General features: G+C 58.5%; 16 protein-coding genes and 2 pseudogenes. 12 read left to right on the top strand and 6 right to left on the bottom strand.

Annotation, left to right across the window (positions count from 1 at the left end):
- From BSF40_RS27080 to BSF40_RS27095, 4 genes are all read left to right on the top strand, one after another.
- A complete protein-coding gene (locus tag BSF40_RS27080; RefSeq protein ID WP_095967601.1) occupies positions 1-1320 on the top strand; it encodes an MFS transporter in 1320 nt (439 codons plus the stop codon).
- Between the two features lie 120 nt (positions 1321-1440).
- The gene (locus tag BSF40_RS27085) at positions 1441-2208 is read left to right on the top strand and encodes an IclR family transcriptional regulator (protein WP_095967602.1); all 768 of its coding nucleotides are present in this window, start codon (positions 1441-1443) and stop codon (positions 2206-2208) included.
- A gap of 216 nt (positions 2209-2424) precedes the next feature.
- The gene (locus tag BSF40_RS27090) at positions 2425-3156 is read left to right on the top strand and encodes an AraC family transcriptional regulator (protein WP_015095487.1); all 732 of its coding nucleotides are present in this window, start codon (positions 2425-2427) and stop codon (positions 3154-3156) included.
- Between the two features lie 80 nt (positions 3157-3236).
- A complete protein-coding gene (locus BSF40_RS27095; protein WP_095967603.1) occupies positions 3237-4181 on the top strand; it encodes a DMT family transporter in 945 nt (314 codons plus the stop codon).
- Between the two features lie 61 nt (positions 4182-4242).
- On the opposite strand, the pseudogene BSF40_RS27100 reads toward BSF40_RS27095, so the two are convergent.
- Positions 4243-4380 (bottom strand): annotated as a pseudogene (locus BSF40_RS27100) (transposase domain-containing protein); the annotation flags it as partial.
- Between the two features lie 218 nt (positions 4381-4598).
- Positions 4599-5375, bottom strand: a complete 777-nt coding sequence (locus BSF40_RS27105; protein WP_095967604.1) for an IclR family transcriptional regulator — start codon at positions 5373-5375, stop codon at positions 4599-4601.
- Between the two features lie 168 nt (positions 5376-5543).
- Between BSF40_RS27105 and BSF40_RS27110 the strand changes: the two genes are divergently transcribed.
- The 7 genes and pseudogenes from BSF40_RS27110 to BSF40_RS33630 all read left to right on the top strand — a co-directional run bounded on the left by BSF40_RS27110 (position 5544) and on the right by BSF40_RS33630 (position 10313).
- Positions 5544-6302, top strand: coding sequence for an ABC transporter substrate-binding protein (locus tag BSF40_RS27110; protein ID WP_015095482.1), 759 nt, complete (start codon positions 5544-5546; stop codon positions 6300-6302).
- A gap of 50 nt (positions 6303-6352) precedes the next feature.
- Complete coding sequence (locus tag BSF40_RS27115; RefSeq protein WP_083884576.1) at positions 6353-7021, top strand: amino acid ABC transporter permease; 669 nt, start codon at positions 6353-6355, stop codon at positions 7019-7021.
- Positions 7018-7761: an amino acid ABC transporter ATP-binding protein gene (locus BSF40_RS27120; RefSeq protein ID WP_015095480.1), complete on the top strand. Its 744-nt coding sequence runs from the start codon at positions 7018-7020 to the stop codon at positions 7759-7761. Before BSF40_RS27115 ends, BSF40_RS27120 begins: the two co-directional genes overlap by 4 nt.
- A complete protein-coding gene (locus BSF40_RS27125) occupies positions 7758-9044 on the top strand; it encodes an FAD-binding oxidoreductase (RefSeq protein WP_095967605.1) in 1287 nt (428 codons plus the stop codon). Before BSF40_RS27120 ends, BSF40_RS27125 begins: the two co-directional genes overlap by 4 nt.
- Before the next feature lie 111 nt (positions 9045-9155).
- Complete coding sequence (locus tag BSF40_RS27130) at positions 9156-9503, top strand: cupin domain-containing protein (protein WP_095967606.1); 348 nt, start codon at positions 9156-9158, stop codon at positions 9501-9503.
- Between the two features lie 114 nt (positions 9504-9617).
- Positions 9618-10028, top strand: a pseudogene (locus BSF40_RS32400) (IS110 family transposase); the annotation flags it as partial.
- Positions 10002-10313 carry a TonB-dependent receptor domain-containing protein gene (locus BSF40_RS33630; protein ID WP_371918133.1) on the top strand — a complete coding sequence of 104 codons (312 nt, stop codon included), beginning with the start codon at positions 10002-10004 and terminating at the stop codon, positions 10311-10313. The pseudogene BSF40_RS32400 and the gene BSF40_RS33630, both read left to right, overlap by 27 nt.
- Before the next feature lie 123 nt (positions 10314-10436).
- Here the strand turns inward: BSF40_RS33630 and BSF40_RS27140 are convergent, their stop codons facing one another.
- Positions 10437-12059, bottom strand: coding sequence for an MFS transporter (locus BSF40_RS27140; protein WP_095967607.1), 1623 nt, complete (start codon positions 12057-12059; stop codon positions 10437-10439).
- 214 nt (positions 12060-12273) lie between these two features.
- Positions 12274-13920 (bottom strand): GMC family oxidoreductase, encoded by a 1647-nt coding sequence (locus tag BSF40_RS27145; protein ID WP_095967608.1) that lies wholly within the window; start codon positions 13918-13920, stop codon positions 12274-12276.
- A gap of 132 nt (positions 13921-14052) precedes the next feature.
- On the opposite strand from BSF40_RS27145, the gene BSF40_RS27150 reads away from it, so the two are divergent.
- On the top strand, positions 14053-14940 hold the full coding sequence (locus tag BSF40_RS27150) for a LysR family transcriptional regulator (protein ID WP_095967609.1): 888 nt from the start codon (positions 14053-14055) through the stop codon (positions 14938-14940).
- A 132-nt stretch (positions 14941-15072) separates the two neighbouring features.
- Here the strand turns inward: BSF40_RS27150 and BSF40_RS27155 are convergent, their stop codons facing one another.
- A complete protein-coding gene (locus tag BSF40_RS27155; protein WP_095967610.1) occupies positions 15073-16170 on the bottom strand; it encodes a DNA alkylation repair protein in 1098 nt (365 codons plus the stop codon).
- A gap of 160 nt (positions 16171-16330) precedes the next feature.
- Positions 16331-18139: a monovalent cation:proton antiporter-2 (CPA2) family protein gene (locus BSF40_RS27160; protein ID WP_095967611.1), complete on the bottom strand. Its 1809-nt coding sequence runs from the start codon at positions 18137-18139 to the stop codon at positions 16331-16333.
- Positions 18140-18289 lie beyond the last annotated feature (150 nt).

An 18289-nucleotide genomic window follows, 5' to 3' on the forward strand; every position in this document is an offset into this window, starting at 1 on the left:
ATGGCTATTGTCACGACATCTACCCAGCGGCCTAACGGCTTAACGGCGCAGCCGCTTGATGCGGAACAAACCCGCGTCCTTCACAAGGCCGCCTGGCGTCTGATCCCGTTACTTGCACTCGCCTACTTTTTCAATTATCTGGATCGCACCAGCGTCGGTTATGCGGCGTTGCAAATGACCGAAGAGTTGGGGCTGACGGCCACTCAATTCGGCCTTGGTGCAGGGATCATGTTTTTTGGCTACTGCTTGTGCGAGGTGCCCAGCAACCTGGCGATGTATCGATTTGGCGCCAAGCTGTGGATGGCCCGGATCATGATCACATGGGGCTTGGCCGCTGCCGCAACTGCATTGGTCGTCGGGCCTTACAGTTTCTATGTGGTGAGGCTGATCCTGGGTATCGCCGAGGCGGGTTTCTTTCCTGGCGTTATCTTCTTTCTGACGCTGTGGTTTCCGGCGCAGTACCGCACCAGGGTGCTTGCGTGGTTCACGGTGGCCACACCGATTTCATTCCTGGTAGGCGGGCCACTGTCCATTTGGCTCTTGCAAATGCATGGCTTCCTTGGCCTCGCAGGTTGGCAATGGATGTTCATCATCGAAGGGATGCCGGCCTGTATTCTGGGGCTGATCACGCTGAAGGTGCTGACCAACCACCCGGCAGAAGCCAAATGGCTGACACCCGGCGAGCGTGAGCTGATCGCGGGCATGCTGGCTGAAGAACAGAGCAAGGGCCATCACAGCCACGGTTTCAAGGCAGCGCTGAAGGATCCTCGCGTCTGGATTCTCAGCTCTATCACGTTCAGCTTCACGTTGGGTTCCTACGGGATCGGCATCTGGCTGCCGCAGATGCTCAAGGCGCATGGCGTCGAAGTCAGCATGATTGGTTGGGTAGCAGCGATTCCCTACTTTTTCGCAACCATTGGCCTTTTGATCTGGGCAAAACATGTCGATCGCACCGGTAAGGGCATTTTCAACCTCACGCTTGCGATGCTCCTTGCAGGCCTGGCGCTACTATTTGCGCTGCAGATGAATGCACTGGTTCCAGCACTGGCCGGTATCTCTCTGGCGTTGGTCGGTACGATCGCCGGCAAGACCATCTTTTACACGTTGCCAGGCAAGTTCCTTCGCGGCCAGGCAGCGGCGGGTGGTATCGCGTTGATCAACTCGATTGGTGCATTCGGTGGTTTCGTGGGGCCCTATCTGATGGGGTTTCTCAAGGATTACACCGGTTCATTCACCGCGGGGCTAATGGTGATGGGATGCATCATGTTTTTGGCCGCCGCGATGGTTGTGTCGTTACGCCTGTTCCTGCGAGAGGAGTGACACGCTGGCTCCATGGCTGTTCAGAAGGTATCTTAGGCCCACTAAAATTTTCTTGTGGGTGATCCAGCGGCTCCAGTGCTGCTGGATCGCCTGCGAGCTCAGACCTCACGTTGAGTGGCTATGAACACCGAATCCGACACAAGCCTTTCTAATCAGTCCAACAGTGCGGAAGGAGGCGGCGTCGCGGCTGTCGATCGCGCTTTTTCGATTCTCTCGGCCTTTCAAGCCGAGCAAGAAAGCCTGACGTTGGCCGAGCTCGCGAGGCGTACCGGGCTATATAAAAGTACGATCCTGCGATTGATTACTTCGTTGGAGAAGGCCGGATTTGTACGGCGCTTGAGCGATGGCAGTTACTCCGTCGGACCCGAGCCTCTTCGTCTGTCACAGCTGTACCAGGCATCCTTCCGTCTGCGCGATGTCATTTATCCATTACTGGAGTCCATTACCGAGGAGAGCGGTGAAACGTCCTCTTTCTATGTGCTCGAAAACGGTAGCAGAGTCGTGTTGTTTCGGGTTGAGCCTAAGCGAGCGGTGCGTGTTTCCGTACTCGAAGGCGCGCGCTTTCCATTGCAAGCAGGTGCATCAGGGAAGATTCTTCGTGCTTTTTCTCGACAGTCAGATCCCCTTTTGGCAGAGGTGCGTGAGCGCTTTTGGGCCTGTTCTTTTGGTGAAAGGGATCCGGAAACGACCGCTGTATCAGTACCGGTATTCTCCATGGGTTATGAGCTCAAGGGGGCGCTGACGCTGTCGGGTCCCTCAGACCGTCTCTTGCAAGAGCATATCCAGCATGCCGCGTCGATCCTTTTACGCAATGCTGCTATTGCAACGACCGCGTTAGGCGGCAGTGATACAGAATTGCGAAATGCGCTGAAAAAACTGAACCCGTAAGTGTCCTCCATTACTCAATGACCGCTTCACACCTGTGGATTCAACCGGTCGATGCCGCACACTAAATGTAAGCGTATGGCCAACACAGCTTGTGCGATTAACGGTCTGGTGAGCAGGTGTTAGGATCTGGGGGCCCAAGCCTGACCTGATGCAGGTGCGCGCGGGCGTTTTGCGACGTCAAATATCGAATCACCAGACGGGCCGGATGGTGCACTAATGTTTCTAAGTCTTGAAGTTCGCAGCTACGAGAGGGAAAACCCTAACCACCACCATCATGACCATACTCAATTGGTACTGCCGATTCATGGCCGAATGGAAATTGACGTAGACGGGCGCGGGGGCTGCATTGATCAGTCATTGGCAGCGCTTGTGACACCCGGCTCGGTGCATTCGCAGCTCACTAACGTCGATAGCCGCTTTTTGGTTTTGGATTGTGCGCCTACGACGTTGGAAACACTCCAGATCGGGCGTCTTGCTCAGAGAATATATGTGCCTATTCCCCCAGCGACACGTCGGCTTATCGAGTTCGCTGAGTTGATAGGCAACACGCAACTATCCATCGCGGCCTCACAGTTGGGCCCTCTGCTTTTGTCGTCCCTTAGCCCGGATACCTGCTGTTTATCAGACCCCATGGAGCAGTTGATCGCCCGTCTTCGGGCGAATCCTGGAGCTAACTGGAGCAACGAAGTGATGGCTCAAGTAACAAACATGAGCATGAGTCAACTGCACCAGCGATTCCGGCAATTGTTCGAGATGAGTCCTCAAGCGTGGCTGACTGATTTACGCATACAAGAAGCGCAGCGATGGTTGCGTGGAACCTCATTACCGATATCCGAGATTGCCTTGCGTGCAGGCTTCTCCGATCAGGCATCGCTGACCAGGACCATGCAACGTGTGAGCGCTACGACCCCGGCGGTTTATCGTAAAGCGCAAAAACAGTCTGGGTAAAAAATCCCACAGTTACCGACAATACTCCCCCGAGTCAGCTGCTCCAGACTTAATCCATTACGCTTTGGAGCGCGGGTGAAATGTTTGCTGATCGATCTCTGCTCAAGGGCATCGTCTACGGGGTTTGTGCGGGCCTGTGTTGGGGAGTGATTTTCCTCGGCCCCCAGCTAACCCCGGGGCTGAGTGGCCTGCAATTCGCCGTCCTGAGATTCCTCTGCTATGGCGCGATCTCGGCGGTCTTGCTTATGCCGCGCTGGAGGCGCGTTTGCGCCAATCTCACTATGGCCGATTGGAAGTCACTCTTCTGGCTTAGCCTGATAGGGAACCTCATCTACTACGCGTTGGTGGGCACCGGTGTGCAGTTGGTTGGCATTGCCACAACGTCCCTGATTGTCGGACTCATCCCGGTGCTCGTCACTTTGGCAGGTCGTCATGACGTCAACGCCGTTTCTTTGCGCAAGCTCGTCCCCTCGCTGTGCTGCGCTGTGGGTGGAGTCGTGCTTATCAGCTGGCATGCACTGATCAATGGAGACAGGCCCGATACATTGACAAACATCGCCGGGATTTTATGCGCGACGGGCGCATTAGTGACGTGGAGTTGGTTCGCAGTGAGCAACGCTCGTCGGTTGGTTCAGGTAGCAGGCGTTTCCTCGCATGACTGGGCACTGCTGACAGGGATCATGACTGGCGCTCAGTCACTGCTTTTGGCGGTGCCTGTCCTGGGTTTGCAGCCCGGGACGCATGGCAACTCCGAATGGCTGCATTTTTTCCTGGTGGCTGGTGGCGTAGCCCTTTTATCTTCGGTTGTGGGTGGCGCGTGCTGGAACCAGGCGAGCCGACTTCTACCGTTGGCACTTAGTGGGCAAGTGCTCGTGATTGAGACGTTAGCGGCGCTCGTTTTTGGATTTTTATGGGAATATCGGTTGCCCGAGTCATATGAAATGGTGGCGATTGCACTGCTGGTGACCGGTGTCGTCTGGTGCCTGAGTTGTCATCGTACTCCCCTTCATTCTCCGGTTGTTTAGCTCGGACAGTGACGCCAAGGCTTTTAGAGTAATGCTGACTGCCCCTGTCAATCCGATGCGGTGGCGTCCAGTGGTGCGGTAACAGCTCGGCGAGCTCACTTGCACGCTGCGTCGGCAGGCGTGTAAGACTTTCCTTCAAGTAAGCATACGGATCATGTCCGTTGAGCCGCGCCGACAGGATCAGACTCATGATCGCCGAGTCATTGGTTGGGCATTTTCGCTGGTCAATGACGCCTCGCCCGACAGCGTACTTTGGCCGCAAGCTCTATCTCTTTGACGTTGAGGTGTTTTTGTAACGCTCAGACTGTGGGGGCAATCGAAAGTAGTCAGCGCTCGTCAAATCACAGGACCGGAGCACGCAGAGGGCGGCATGCTCCGTCTATGCATCACGTTACTCAGGGTGATTCCAATTCATCATCAGAGAGAACGTATCGAGGTGCTGATTGCGCGGGCACACTTTATAACCGCTGGAGCTATCCGTCGCTGCGCCTCCTCTGAAGTCCATCGGCTGGTCGGCGCAACCACGTGCACCGAGGCCACTGGTTTATGCTGACTGTTGATGATAGGTGCTGCAATGGTCATATCTCCGAGGTAAAGCTCCTCCAGATTAACGGCATAGCCTTTATCTCTGATCGTCTGAATCTCGCTCACTATCTCGTCCACCCTTGTCAGGGTGTGTTGGGTATGACGCTTCAGATCACTGGCAGCCAGCACCTCACTAACCCCCTCATCGCTCAAGGCGCTTAGGTAAGCCCTGCCAGAAGCCGTGCAGTACATCGGTATACGACTGCCGATAGGCAGGTGGATCGGAATGAACTTGGGGGCTACGAAACGAGCCACGTAGATCATTTCCAGGTCGACCGGTTCGGTGAGGTTCGTGGATTCCCCCGTGAGCTCAGCCAATTCGGCGAGAAAAGGGTTGGCGACGTCCACCAGCGTATCTGCTGCCAGATAGTTGTAACCAATTTCCATGACGCGTGGAGTGAGCTGGAATCGCTTGGACTGAGGGTTTTTACACACGTACCCCAACGCCTCCAAGGTGAAAATCATGCGCTGTGCAGAGCTCTTGTTGATGCCGGCTGCCTCGGCAATTTCTGCCAGATTCATTGTCCGCTGGCGTGCGTTGAATGCACGCAGTACGGCTAGACCCTTCTCTAGAGACTGATTGAAGAGGCTGTTTTCGTTCTCGCTCATGGCGCCATCTCTTTTGCTGATTTTGATTTGAGTATCGATATGCGATATTTATAAATCTCTTTACGATTTTTGTAAATCGTATATATTTAATTCAAGGCCTTTTTTTGATGCGCAAAGGCTGTCCACCACTCACAACTACAAGAACCGCGTCAAATTGGAGTGTTCAACATGTATCCTCGCCTTCGTGTGTTCACCTGTGCCATTGCTCTGGTCGCTGGCTGTGCCGCTTCTCTCGTTGCTCAAGCCGAGACGTTCAAGGTCGGCGCCACCGCTACCGGAGCACCCTTCACCTTCCTGGATGTGAAAAGCAACAGTATCCAGGGCATGATGATCGACACCGTCGAAGCCGTCTCCAAGGCTGCTGGCTTCGAGGTGGATATTGCGCAAACCACCTTCGCTTCGCTTATCCCGTCCCTGACAGCCAGCAAAATTGACATCATCTCCGCAGCGATGGTGCGCACCCCGGAGCGTGAGAAAGTCGTGCAGTTCTCCGATCCGGTGTTCGAGTACGGCGAGGGCTTGGTGGTGCGGGCTGACGACAATACGTCGTACACCGGCATGGATGACTTCAAGGGTGAGGTGGTGGGTGCCCAGGTCGGCACCATCTTCCTCGATGCGCTCAATAAGCGCGGCATCTTCAAGGAAGTCCGTGGCTATGACTCGATCGCGGACCTCACCCGCGACCTATCTCTGGGACGGATCAAGGCCGGATTCGGCGACCGTCCCATCCTGGCGTACCAGATGTCTTTAGGCTCCCTGCAGAAGGTGCGGCTGGTTGACACCTATCAGCCTCAGATCAAGGGTGAGGTCTGCCTGATTCTGCGCAAGGGCGATGAGCAGGCGCTCGCTGAAGTGAATAAGGGCATTGCCAAGATCAAGGCAGATGGCACCCTCGCGCGCATTGTCGAGAAGTGGAAGCTTAACTAAGCGCCTTTTTTGGCTTGGTGCCCCCACCAGGCCTTGGTTGAACTCGCCTCATGGATAATCCTATGTTTCTCCAGAATGCTCTGGACTTCCTTCCCATTCTTTTGAGCGGGGCGGTGGTCACTTTGCAGGTTACGGTTGCATCCTTCCTGCTCAGTTCGGTCATCGGCCTGGTTTTGGCCTTGATGATGGTGTCAAAGGTCCGCACCATTTCGTTGTTCGCGATCACCGTGGTCAACTTGATCCGCGGTCTTCCAATCATCGTTCAGCTGTTCTACATCTATTTCGTACTACCTGAATTCGGCATTCAACTGACCGCAATGCAAGCCGGCATCATCGGTCTCGGTATCGCCTACTCGGCTTATCAGGCTGAGAACTTCAGGGCCGGCATACAGGCCATTCAGCAAGGGCAAATCGAAGCCGCGGAATCGCTAGGCATGCGCGGCTTCATGGTGATGCGCCGCGTTGTACTTCCGCAGGCTTTCCGTATCGCTTTGCCACCCTACGGCAACACCTTGGTCATGATGCTCAAGGACTCGTCGCTGGTGTCCACCATTACCGTTGTGGAGATGACCCGTGCAGGTCAACTGATCGCTTCATCCACATTCGAAAACATGACGATCTATACCCTGGTAGCGCTGCTCTACCTCTCTTTGAGCCTGCCGCTGTCCTTCGCGTTACGCCGCCTTGAGAAGCGGCTTGGAATGAGGAAAACGTCATGATCGAGATCAAAGCGCTGCGCAAGAGTTACGGCAATACCTGCGTGCTCGAAGGAATCGACTTACAAGTTAATAGCGGTGAGGTGGTTTGCCTGATCGGGCCGTCAGGCTCTGGTAAATCCACGCTTCTTCGGTGCATCAATGGCCTGGAGACATACGAGGGCGGGGACATCCTGGTGTCCTCCGAACGTGTTGATCGTCACGCGAAAAGCATCCACGAGATCCGCACTCAGGTTGCCATGGTTTTCCAGCGTTTCAATCTGTTCCCTCATCGCACCGCCCTGGAGAACGTGATGGAGGGCCCGATCTATGTGAAAAAGGAAAACCCTCAAGAGGCTCGCGAGCACGCTCGCCAGTTATTGGAGAAGGTTGGCCTTTCGCATCGTATCAATGCGTTCCCGGACGAACTTTCGGGCGGTCAGCAGCAGCGGGTAGCGATCGCGCGCGCATTGGCCATGCGCCCAAAGGCCATCCTTTTCGACGAACCGACCTCTGCGCTCGACCCTGAACTGGTGGGCGAAGTCCTGGCGGTAATGCGCAAACTGGCCGACGAAGGCATGACCATGGTGGTGGTGACTCATGAGATGGGATTTGCTCGCGAGGTCGCTGATAAGGTCTGCTTCCTTTATGGCGGTCGTATCGTGGAAGAAGGTCCTGCCCATGAAGTTCTGGGTGCACCCAAGCATGCGCGTACTCAAGATTTTTTGCGCCGTCTGCTCAACACCGATGAGGTGTCGGCATGACTGGACAGCAGTTGGCATTACCTCCTTCTCTCTGGGCATCTACGGCCGCTGCCGGGCCGGCGACACCGCAGCTGTGTGAAGACAAGCAGGTAGACGTTGCTATCGTCGGGGCTGGTTATACCGGCCTGGTAACGGCCCTGCACCTGGCAGCAGGTGGCGCGAAGGTGTGCGTTCTGGACGCAGCCGAGCCAGGCTGGGGAGCGTCGGGACGCAATGGAGGCCAGGTAATTCCGGGGCTTAAGCACGATCCGGATGATTTGCTAAAGATGTTTGGTAGTGAGCGCGCCGAGGCCCTGATCGATGTGGTAGGCAACGCGGCTGACGAGGTGTTCGAACTGATCGATCGCTACGGTATTGAGTGCGATGCCACCCGTAAAGGTTGGATACAACCCGCGGTATCCGCTACGGCAATGCGCAATATCGAGAGCCGGGCCGAGCAATGGCAACGACGCGGTGTGTCCGTGGAGATGCTTGATAAAGCCAGCGTGACCAAGCGAATTGGTAGCGATGATTACTTGGGTGCCTGGGTCGATCCACGCGCCGGTAGCGTGCACCCGTTGAACTATGCCCGTGGACTGGCTCGCGTCGCTCTCAACCATGGTGCTGAAATTCATGGTCGCAGCCCGGTCGTTAAGCTGGAGTCCAGGGACGGCCACTGGAATTTGACGACGGGCCAAGGTTGTAAGGTCCGGGCTCAGCAGGTGGTGCTGGCGACTAATGGGTACACCGACAACCTCTGGCCAGGTTTGCGGCAGACGGTTCTTGCCGCCAACAGCTTCATTATCGCGACCCGGCCTCTGCCCAAAAACCTTAGGGAAACGGTGTTGCCTGGTGGCGAAGTATGCTCCGACGCCCGTCGGCTGCTGATGTATTTTAAGCAAGATGCTCAAGGTCGAGTTTTGTTCGGTGGGCGTGGGCCATTCTCAGAGCCGACTTCAAACAGTGACTGGGCTCATCTGGAGCAAGCATTGGCAGGCGTCTTCCCGCAACTGGAGGGTGTGCCTTTGGAATATCGCTGGAGCGGTCGCGTAGCACTGACAAAGGATTTCCTGCCTCATGTCCATCAGCCCAAGCCGGGCTTGAGCATGTTGCTAGGCTACAACGGACGCGGTATTGCACTTTCAACAAGCCTGGGCCGCCATTTAGCCATGAACCTTCTCGGTAACAGGCAGGAGTTCCCTTTCCCGATCACCGGTATCAAGCCGATTCCGTTTCATGGCCTGCAGCGCGTTTATGTCGGCCTGGGTATCGCTTGGTACCGTATGCTCGACGCTTTGACCTGACGACCTGCTGGCGCCCCAGCTTCCTCAACATCTGGAGGGGGAGGGGCGCTAACCGATGTCGATCAAAATCCCCCTGCACCCTGCTCGACGTAAAACATCAAGGAGACCAGCATGTCAGTCGTCCGCATCCGTTTGCATGACCAAAGCACATTTTCCCCCCCAACTCCGGTCGGGCAGCCTATTGGAGAGCCCGTCGCGATGACCCGTACAGCCGAACACATGCCTCTGGAAGGCTACAACGCAGTTACAGGTTTCTGGGAGTGCAGCCCGGGGCAGTTCCGCCGTCAAGTGGCAGGCGCCGAGTACAGCTACATTGTCAGTGGTGAGGGCACGTTCACGCCGGATAATGGAGAAACCATCCAATTCAAGCCGGGCGATGCACTCTTCTTCGAGGCCAACTCCCACGGTACCTGGGATATTCGCGAAGCTGTGCGCAAGACTTATCTAATACTCAAATGATCGCCAATCCTACATAGAGACGTAAGCAATGGGATGGACGCCCCCGCCCATAATCGTATCGCTGTGCCAGAGTGAGTGGTGTCGCCATCCACTTGTGCAAAGGGGTAGTCAGCCATGGAAATCAAAACCGTTGGTATCGACTTAGCCAAAAACGTGTTCCAGATCCATGGCATGAACGAGCGAGGCAAGCCGATATTGCGCAAGCAACTGAAGCGCGATCAGGTAGTGGTATTTTTTGCTAATTTACCGCCCTGCCTGATCGGCATGGAAGCTTGTAGTAGCGCTCACTATTGGGCCCGCAAGCTTGAGGAACTGGGCCATACCGTGCGACTCATGGCTCCCCAATTCGTCAAACCCTATGTCAAGAGCAACAAAAATGACGCAGCAGATGCCGAGGCCATCTGCGAGGCTGTGACTCGGCCAACCATGCGGTTTGTGCCAATCAAGAATGTTGAACAGCAGTCTGTGTTGGCCCTGCACCGTGCGCGTCAGGGATTCGTGAAGGCGCGCACAGCTCAAGCCAATCCGTCCTCCGATGGCTATTGCTATGTCAATGCCGGCAAGGTGCGAGCCCGGGGCTTCGAAGCGGAAATCAGCGGTGAAGTCATTGAGCGCCTGCAACTGCCGACGGGCTACACCTACACCCAGACCAAGACCCTGGATGACATCGACGCCAGCCTGAACGGCGCTGCGCTCAACGGCAACAACCTGTTCGACAAGCGTTACTACACCACTATCGGAACCGAGTCGTTTGGCAATTACTACGGTGATCCACGCAACTTCATGGTGTCGGTCAAGGCCAGTTTCTGAGCCGGTCTTTGTAGGAGCGAGCTTGCTCGCGATGGACCTGAGAGCGACGCGTTTATCCAGAAAACACGCGTTATCGTTAACGTCCATCGCGAGCAAGCTCGCTCCTGCAAAGGTGGGGGGATCTTAGTTTTTGTCGAGATCCACGTTACGCGTCTCACGCAGGCAAATCATCCCCACCACCAGGCTCACCCCGGTGATCACCACCGGATACCACAGCCCGTAGAAGATGTCTCCGGTGTACACCACCAGCGCGAACGACACCGTCGGCAGGAAGCCGCCGAACCAGCCGTTGCCGATGTGGTAGGGCAGGGACATCGAGGTGTAGCGAATGCGGGTCGGGAACAGTTCGACCATCAACGCCGCCAACGGGCCGTAGCACATGGCCGAGATGATGATCAGCGCGACAATCAGTGCCACGATCATCGGTTTGTTGATCTGCTGCATGTCCGCCTGTTGTGGGTAACCGGCGAGAGTCACGGCACCGCGCAAGGCGGCTTCGTCGAAGCCATCGATCTTCACGTCACCGACGCTTACCTGCACGTCACTGCCGGCCGGGGCCGCTGCGCTCTGGTAGGGCAGGCCCTGCTTGACCAGGAAGGTCTTGACCTTGTCGCAGGGGCTGTCGAATTTCGCCTTGCCCACCGGGTCGAACTGGAAGGTGCAGGTGGCCGGGTCGGCCATCACGGTGATCGGTGCCTGGCGGCTGGCCTGGTCGATGGCCGGGTTGGCGTAGTGGGCCAGGGTCTTGAAGATCGGGAAGTACAGCGCGGTGGCCAGCAGCAGGCCGATCATCAGCACCGGTTTGCGCCCGACCTTGTCCGACAGCCAGCCAAAGAAAATGAAGAAGGGGGCGCCAATGGTCACGCTGACAATCAGCAAGCCGTTGGCCACGGCCGGGTCCATTTTCAGGAACTGGGTGAGGAAGAACAGCACATAGAATTGCGCAGCGTAGAAGGTCACCGCTTGCCCGGCATTGATGCTGAACAGCGCGATCAGCACCACCTTGAGGTTTTCCCATTTGCCGAAGGAGTCGCGAATCGGCTGTTTGCACAGCTTGCCTTCCTCTTTCATTTTCACGAAGGCCGGCGACTCGTGCAGGCTCAGGCGAATCCAGGTCGAGATGCCCAGCAGCACGATGGAAAACAGGAACGGAATGCGCCAGCCCCAGACTTCGAACTGGTCACCGGTGAAGTAGCGGCAGCCCAGCACCACCAGCAGCGAGAGCAGCAGGCCCAGGGTCGCGGTGGATTGAATCCAGCTGGTGTGGAAGCCGCGTTTGCCCATGGGCGCGTGCTCGGCGACATAGGTCGCGGCGCCACCGTATTCACCGCCCAGGGCCAGGCCCTGGAGCATGCGCAGCACCACCAGGATGATCGGCGCGGCGATGCCGATGCTGGCGTAGGTCGGCAGCAGCCCGACACAGAACGTCGCCAGGCCCATGAGGACGATGGTGGCGAGGAAGGTGTACTTGCGCCCGATCATGTCCCCCAATCGACCGAACACCAGCGCGCCGAACGGCCGGACGATGAAGCCGGCGGCGAAGGCCATCAGCGCAAAGATGAACGCCGTGGTGTCGTTGACCCCGGCGAAGAACTGTTTGCTGATGACCGCCGCGAGGGCGCCATAGAGGAAAAAGTCGTACCACTCGAAGACGGTCCCGAGGGACGACGCGAAGATGACTTTCTGGGTTTCCTGGCTGGTGCCCGCGCTGCGCACGGCTTCCAGGGTTTGAACATTTTCTGACATACCGGTATCCCTCACAGTGATTGTTTTTGTTGTTCCACTGTCGGCGCCAGTCTTGAGGGCTGGTGCCGCTGTTGCGATGTATCGGGCGTACTCGTTACTTGTAGGAGCGAGCTTGCTCGCGATGAACCTGAGAGCGCACGTGGGTGTCAGGTTTACAGCGTTATCGTTGACGACCATCGCGAGCAAGCTCGCTCCTACAGGGGGCGCGCAGGATTCAGAGGTGTGCGATCAGTTCCATTGTCGGTGTGGTGCTCCTTGTGGCGGAGTTGAGGATCAGTTGTGCCGCCTTCTCGGCAATCATCAGCGTCGGCGAGCAGGTGTTGCCCGAGGTGATGCGCGGCATGATCGAGGCATCGGCTATACGCAAGCCGGGGATGCCATGGACCTTGAGTTGCGCATCGACCACGGCGTCGGCGTCATTGCCCATGCGGCAGGTGCCCACGGGGTGGAAGATCGTGGTGCCGATGCGCGCGGCGGCTTCGTGCAGTTGTTCCTCGCTTTGAAGACTGGCGCCGGGCAGGTATTCCACTGGATTGAAGGCGCGCAGGGCCGGCGCGGCGACGATGCGCCGGGTCAGGCGAATGGCGTCGGCGGCGACCCGCAGGTCTTCCGGGTGGCTCAGATAATTGGGCTGGATCAGTGGGGCTTGTTGCGGATCGGCCGAGCGGATATCGACCCGACCACGGCTTTGCGGGCGTAGATCGCAGACCGATGCGGTGAACGCCGGAAAGGCATGCAACGGTTCGCCAAAGCGCTCCAGCGACAGCGGTTGCACGTGGTATTCAAGGTTGGCTGAAGTCTGTTCCGGCCCCGAGCGGGCAAAGGCGCCCAACTGGCTCGGCGCCATGGACAGCGGGCCGCTGCGGTCATACAGGTAGCGCAGGCCCATGCCCAGCTTGCCCCACAGGCTGCCGGCCATCTGGTTCAGGGTGCGGGCATTGTCCAGCTGGTAGATCAGCCGCAGTTGCAGGTGATCCTGCAGATTGCCGCCGACACCGGGCAGTTCATGGGCGACGCCAATGCCCAGCCGTTCCAGCAGTGGACGCGGGCCGATGCCGGAGCGTTGCAGGATGCCTGGCGACCCGACCGAACCGGCACAGAGGACGATTTCCTTGCGCGCCTTGAAGGTCTTCACCTCGCCTTGCCAGCGGGCGCTGACGGCAGAGGCGCGGCCATTGTCCAGCCGCACGCGGTCGACTTCGACCCCGGTCAGCACAGTGAGATTGGAGCGTTGGCGAATCGGTTTGAGAAACGCCTTGGCCGCGTTCCAGCGGATGCCGGCCTTCTGATTGACCTGGAAATAGCCGCAACCTTCGTTGTCGCCCTGGTTGAAGTCATCGATGCTGGCGATGCCGCTTTGTTCGGCGGCACTGCGGAAGGCGTCGAGAATCGGCCACGACAGGCGCTGGCGTTCGACTCGCCATTCACCCGCGTCGCCGTGAAATTCGGCGGCGCCGGCGAAGTGGTTTTCACTCTGCTTGAACAGCGGCAACACGTCTTGCCAGCTCCAGCCGGGGTTGCCGTCGGCGGCCCAGCGGTCGTAGTCACCGGCCTGGCCGCGCATGTAGATCATGCCGTTGATGGATGAGCAGCCGCCCAGTACCTTGCCGCGCGGATAGCTCAGGGCGCGACCTTGCAGGCCGGGTTGCGCTTCGGTCTTGAAGCACCAGTCGGTGCGCGGGTTGCCGATGCAGTACAGGTAACCCACGGGGATGTGAATCCACGCATAGTTGTCGCGGCCGCCGGCTTCGAGCAACAACACGCGATGTTGCGGGTTGGCCGACAGTCGATTGGCCAGCAGACACCCGGCTGGGCCGGCCCCGACCACGATGTAGTCGTATTCATCAACGGAAGGCTGCATCCCTGACCTCGTTTTGTTGTTCTTGTTGTCTGTCATCCTAGTTGTTAGCTTTCGTCAAAAGAATGTTAGTTTTTGCGCAGCCGCTGTGCGTTTTTAAACAGCATCCCGAACGGCAAAGAACAAGGACGCTTCATGTTCGACTGGAATGACCTGCGGTTTTTTCTCGAATTGCAGCGCAGCGGGCGTTTGCTGACGGCCGCCCGCCGCCTGAACACCACCCATGCCACCGTGGCGCGGCACATCGAGGCCATCGAAAAGAGCCTCGGTACGGCGTTGTTCGTTCAGCATGCCCAGGGCTATGAGATGACCCCGGCGGGCGAGGCGTTGCTTAAACACGCCGAGGCGATGGAGAACGTGGCGCTGCTGGCCCAGGAGGAAATCACCCAATCCACCGCGCCGCTGGGCAAGATCCGCGTCGGGGTGACCGAAGGCCTGGGCATCATGTTCCTCGCCAGTCGCATGAACGGCTTGTTCGAACGTTATCCGGGGCTGGAAGTGGAGCTGGTGGCGGTGCCGCGGTTTGTCAGCATTCTCAACCGCGAGGCGGAAATCAGCATCCACCTCGAACGCCCGGCCGCCGACATGCTGGTCACCCGCAAACTCACTGACTATCGCCTGGCGTTGTATGCCAGCCAGGACTACCTTGATCATTCGCCGCCGTTGCGCAGTCGCGAGGACCTGGGGCGTCACGCGTGGATCGGCTACGTCGATGATTTGCTGTTCAGCCAGGAATTGATGTTCCTCAACAGCTTCTGCCGCAACCCGCAGGTGGTGTTTCACAGCACCAGCGTGATCGCCCAGCAGCAGGCTGCGCGCTCGGGCCTGGGGATCGCGGTGTTGCCGTGCTACATGGCCAGTGCCGATCCGGGGCTGGTGCCGCTGTTGCCGGATGAAAGCATCCAGCGCAGTTACTGGATCAGTACCCGCCGGGAGTTGCACAAGTCGGTGCGGTTGCGGGTGCTTTGGGATTATGTGGTGGAGTTGTGTGAGCGGGAGCAGGGGTTGCTACTGGGTGGCTGACCTGACGCCATCGCGGGCAAGCCCGCTCCCACAGTGGTTCATGTCGTACGCAAGTGTTGTGTACACCCAAGATACCTGTGGGAGCGGGCTTGCCCGCGAAGGCGGCGGAACATCCATTATCCATCTTGAGGTTTAAACAACAATCTCAAATGCCGTGCTGGCCAGCCTCTCGCCATTGACCACGACATGCACCGCATGGCGCCCCGCATAATGCCGGCGTGTTGTCAGCTCCTTGATCTGCTGCCCACGGCTGACGGCCTCGCTGGCGTTGCCGGGCAGTGTCAGCGCCTTGAGCTTGAAGACCTTCGCCGAGGTGCTGCCGTTGGCCTTGACGTAATCGATGGCGTAGTCGATCACCAGGCGCTGGCTGCTTTCAACGGTGGATCTGATGGCAAACGACAGGGTGATCTTTTCTCCCAGGCCAATCACCGGCGGTTCGACTTTCACATCGACGATCTCGACTTCAGGCTTGCCGCCCGCGCCGATGATCGCCAGTGCCCGCTGGTTGCCCTGTTTGATCAGGCTGCGCAGGGCGTGCCTGGCGATCCAGGCGGTGTGCCGGTTGTCCAGCGACCAGCCTTCGATCCTGTCCAGCACCCAGTCGGGATGATCCTTGGTGATGTCGTTGAGGTGATTGGCCACGGATTTGCGCACGTACAGGCTGGTGTCGGCCTTGAGGTTGTCGAGGATTTTCGCGGCGAGTGTCGGGTCGGCCTGGACGGGTTCCAGGCGGAACGACCAGGGCAGGCGTGGCCGGCAGCCTTCACTGGCCAGGCGTCGTACGTGCTCGTTGTCATCCAGTGACCAGTCGTGCATCAGCTCGAGCGAACGTTCGAGGTCGCTGCGCAGAAAGTGGCGGATCGCGAATTCCGAAGAGCCGAAAGCGGTGAAGTACTTCAGCGCGTCCATCGACTGCTCGAACGCATGGGCGCCGTAGCGGGCGACGTAGTGCGGCAGGCACATGCTGACGAAACCGCTGTTCAGGCGCGGGGCGAGGGCGCGCAGCACCTGCAGCGATGCTTCATAGTCCAGCGGCAACACCGCGTGCAGGCATTCGCTGACCCGGGCCATGCGCTGCATGACGCTGAGGTCTGCCAGGCCGGATTGCGCCAGCTTGAGGAATTTCTTGCCGTCAAAATCGGGGTACACCGCCGTCATCTCTGTGGCGATGTGCTTTAGGCGCTCGGTGTTGAAGATTTCCTTGAGGGCGGGGGCAGGTTGGTCAGCCATGGTGGTTCCTTTGAAGTTGTGGTTATTCCGTCACACCGCGTTAGCGTTCTTCGCGAGCAAGCCCGCTCCCACACTGGATCTGAGGTGCTCACAAATATTGAGCCTGGCAGAGACCCCTGGTGGGAGCGGGCTTGCTCGCGAAGGGGCCCTCAAGTCCGCCTCATTTCTTGCCCGCTTGCTCCTGCAGGTGATCCGACTCGAACAACCTGGCCAGTTCCGCCCGGGCTTCCTGCGCCGTCTGCATCACTTTCACTGCGTCGTCATACACCGCGTGCTGGGCTTCGAGCACCACTTCGTCGTGCTGCTTGAAGCGCTTGATCCGCGCATCGGCCTGGGCCTGGGTCAATCCCAGTCCGATCAGGGTCTGCCGGCTCATTTCCAGGCTCGAAAAAAAGGTCTCGCGCACGGCGTGAGCACCGACGTCCATCAGCCGGTGCACATGCTGACGGTTACGGGCGCGGGCGATGATGTTCATATGCGGATAGAGCTTGCGCACCAGCTCGGCGGTCTTGATGTTGGTGTCCGGGTCGTCGGTGGCGATCACAAAAAACTCGGCTTCGCCGACCTTGGCCGCGCTGAGGATTTCCGGGCGCATCGGGTCGCCGTAGAACACCGGCACGCCACCGAAGCTGCGGGACAGTTCGATGGTTTCCACCGAGGTGTCCAGGGCCACGAACTTGATGTTCTGCGCGCGCAGAATCCGCGCAACGATCTGGCCCATGCGGCCCATCCCGGCGATCACCACCCGTGGTGCGTCGGTGTCGATTTCACGGAACTTCTCCGGTACTTCCACCGGTTGCACTTTCGGGCTGACCAGGCGTGCGCAAATCAACAGCAATAGCGGCGTCACGGCCATGGACAGGGTGATGGTCAACACCAGCAAGTCATACAGCCCGGCGGCGAACAGCCCATGGTCGCGACCGATCTTGAACACCACAAAGGCAAATTCACCACCGGCCGCCAACACGATTCCCAGGCGGATGGCACTGACGTTCTTCAAACCTCCGGCCAGGCGGCCGACAATAAACAGCAGCGGCAGTTTGATCGCGATCAGCAGCAGGGTCAGGCCCAGCACCGCGACCGGCATGCTCAGCAACAGGCTCAGGTTCGCGCCCATGCCGACGCTGATGAAAAACAACCCCAGCAGCAGGCCCTTGAACGGTTCGATCTGGGCTTCCAGTTCATGGCGATACTCGGAGTCCGCCAACAGCAGGCCGGCGAGGAAGGCGCCAAGGGCCATGGAAATACCCACCAGTTCCATCAACCAGGCCGTGCCGATCACCACCAGCAACGCAGTGGCGGTGGAGACCTCCGGCAACGCGGTCTTGGTCACCACGCGGAACACCGGCCGCAGCAGGTAACGCCCGCCGATCACCACCACGGCGATGCTGGCCAGCACTTGCAGGCCATGGTTCAGGTTTTCGCTGACGCTGGTGCTGTGATCGCCACCGGCCAGCAACGGCACCATGGCAATCAAGGGGATCGCGGCGATGTCCTGGAACAACAGGATTGCGAACGCCAATCGCCCGTGGGGGCTGGTCAATTCCTTGCGTTCAGCCAGGCTTTGCAGGCCGAACGCCGTGGATGACAGCGCCAGGCCCAGGCCCAGGACGATCGCGGTGTTCAACGGCTGGCCAAACAACCACAAAGCCACCACGCCAATCACCGTGCCGGTCAGCAACACTTGCGCCAGACCCACGCCGAACACTGATTTGCGCATCACCCACAAGCGTCGCGGCGACAGCTCCAGGCCGATGATGAACAGCAGCAACACCACGCCAAGTTCGGAAATGTTCGCGACGCTTTGCGGGTTGTCGATCAACCCCAGCACCGACGGGCCGATGATCACCCCGGCGAACAGATAGCCCAGGACCGCCCCCAGTTGCAGACGCTTGGCTAACGGAACGATGAGCACGGCCGCCATCAGGAACACGACAGCGGCTTGTAGCAGGTTGCTTTCATGGGGCATGGGCGAAATTCCAGGACTCGGGGCAGCGGGGGGTGTCAAGGATAAAGGTTGGGTTCTGTGAAGATCCACTGCGGGAGTGGTCTGTCATGGAGATTGATGGCGAATCTTGCCGGCCTCGCAGGAGCTGGGGGGTGATCGGGTTCTCATAAA

It is taken from the genome of Pseudomonas sp. ACN5 (assembly GCF_002303975.1).
Taxonomy (GTDB): domain Bacteria; phylum Pseudomonadota; class Gammaproteobacteria; order Pseudomonadales; family Pseudomonadaceae; genus Aquipseudomonas; species Aquipseudomonas laurylsulfatiphila.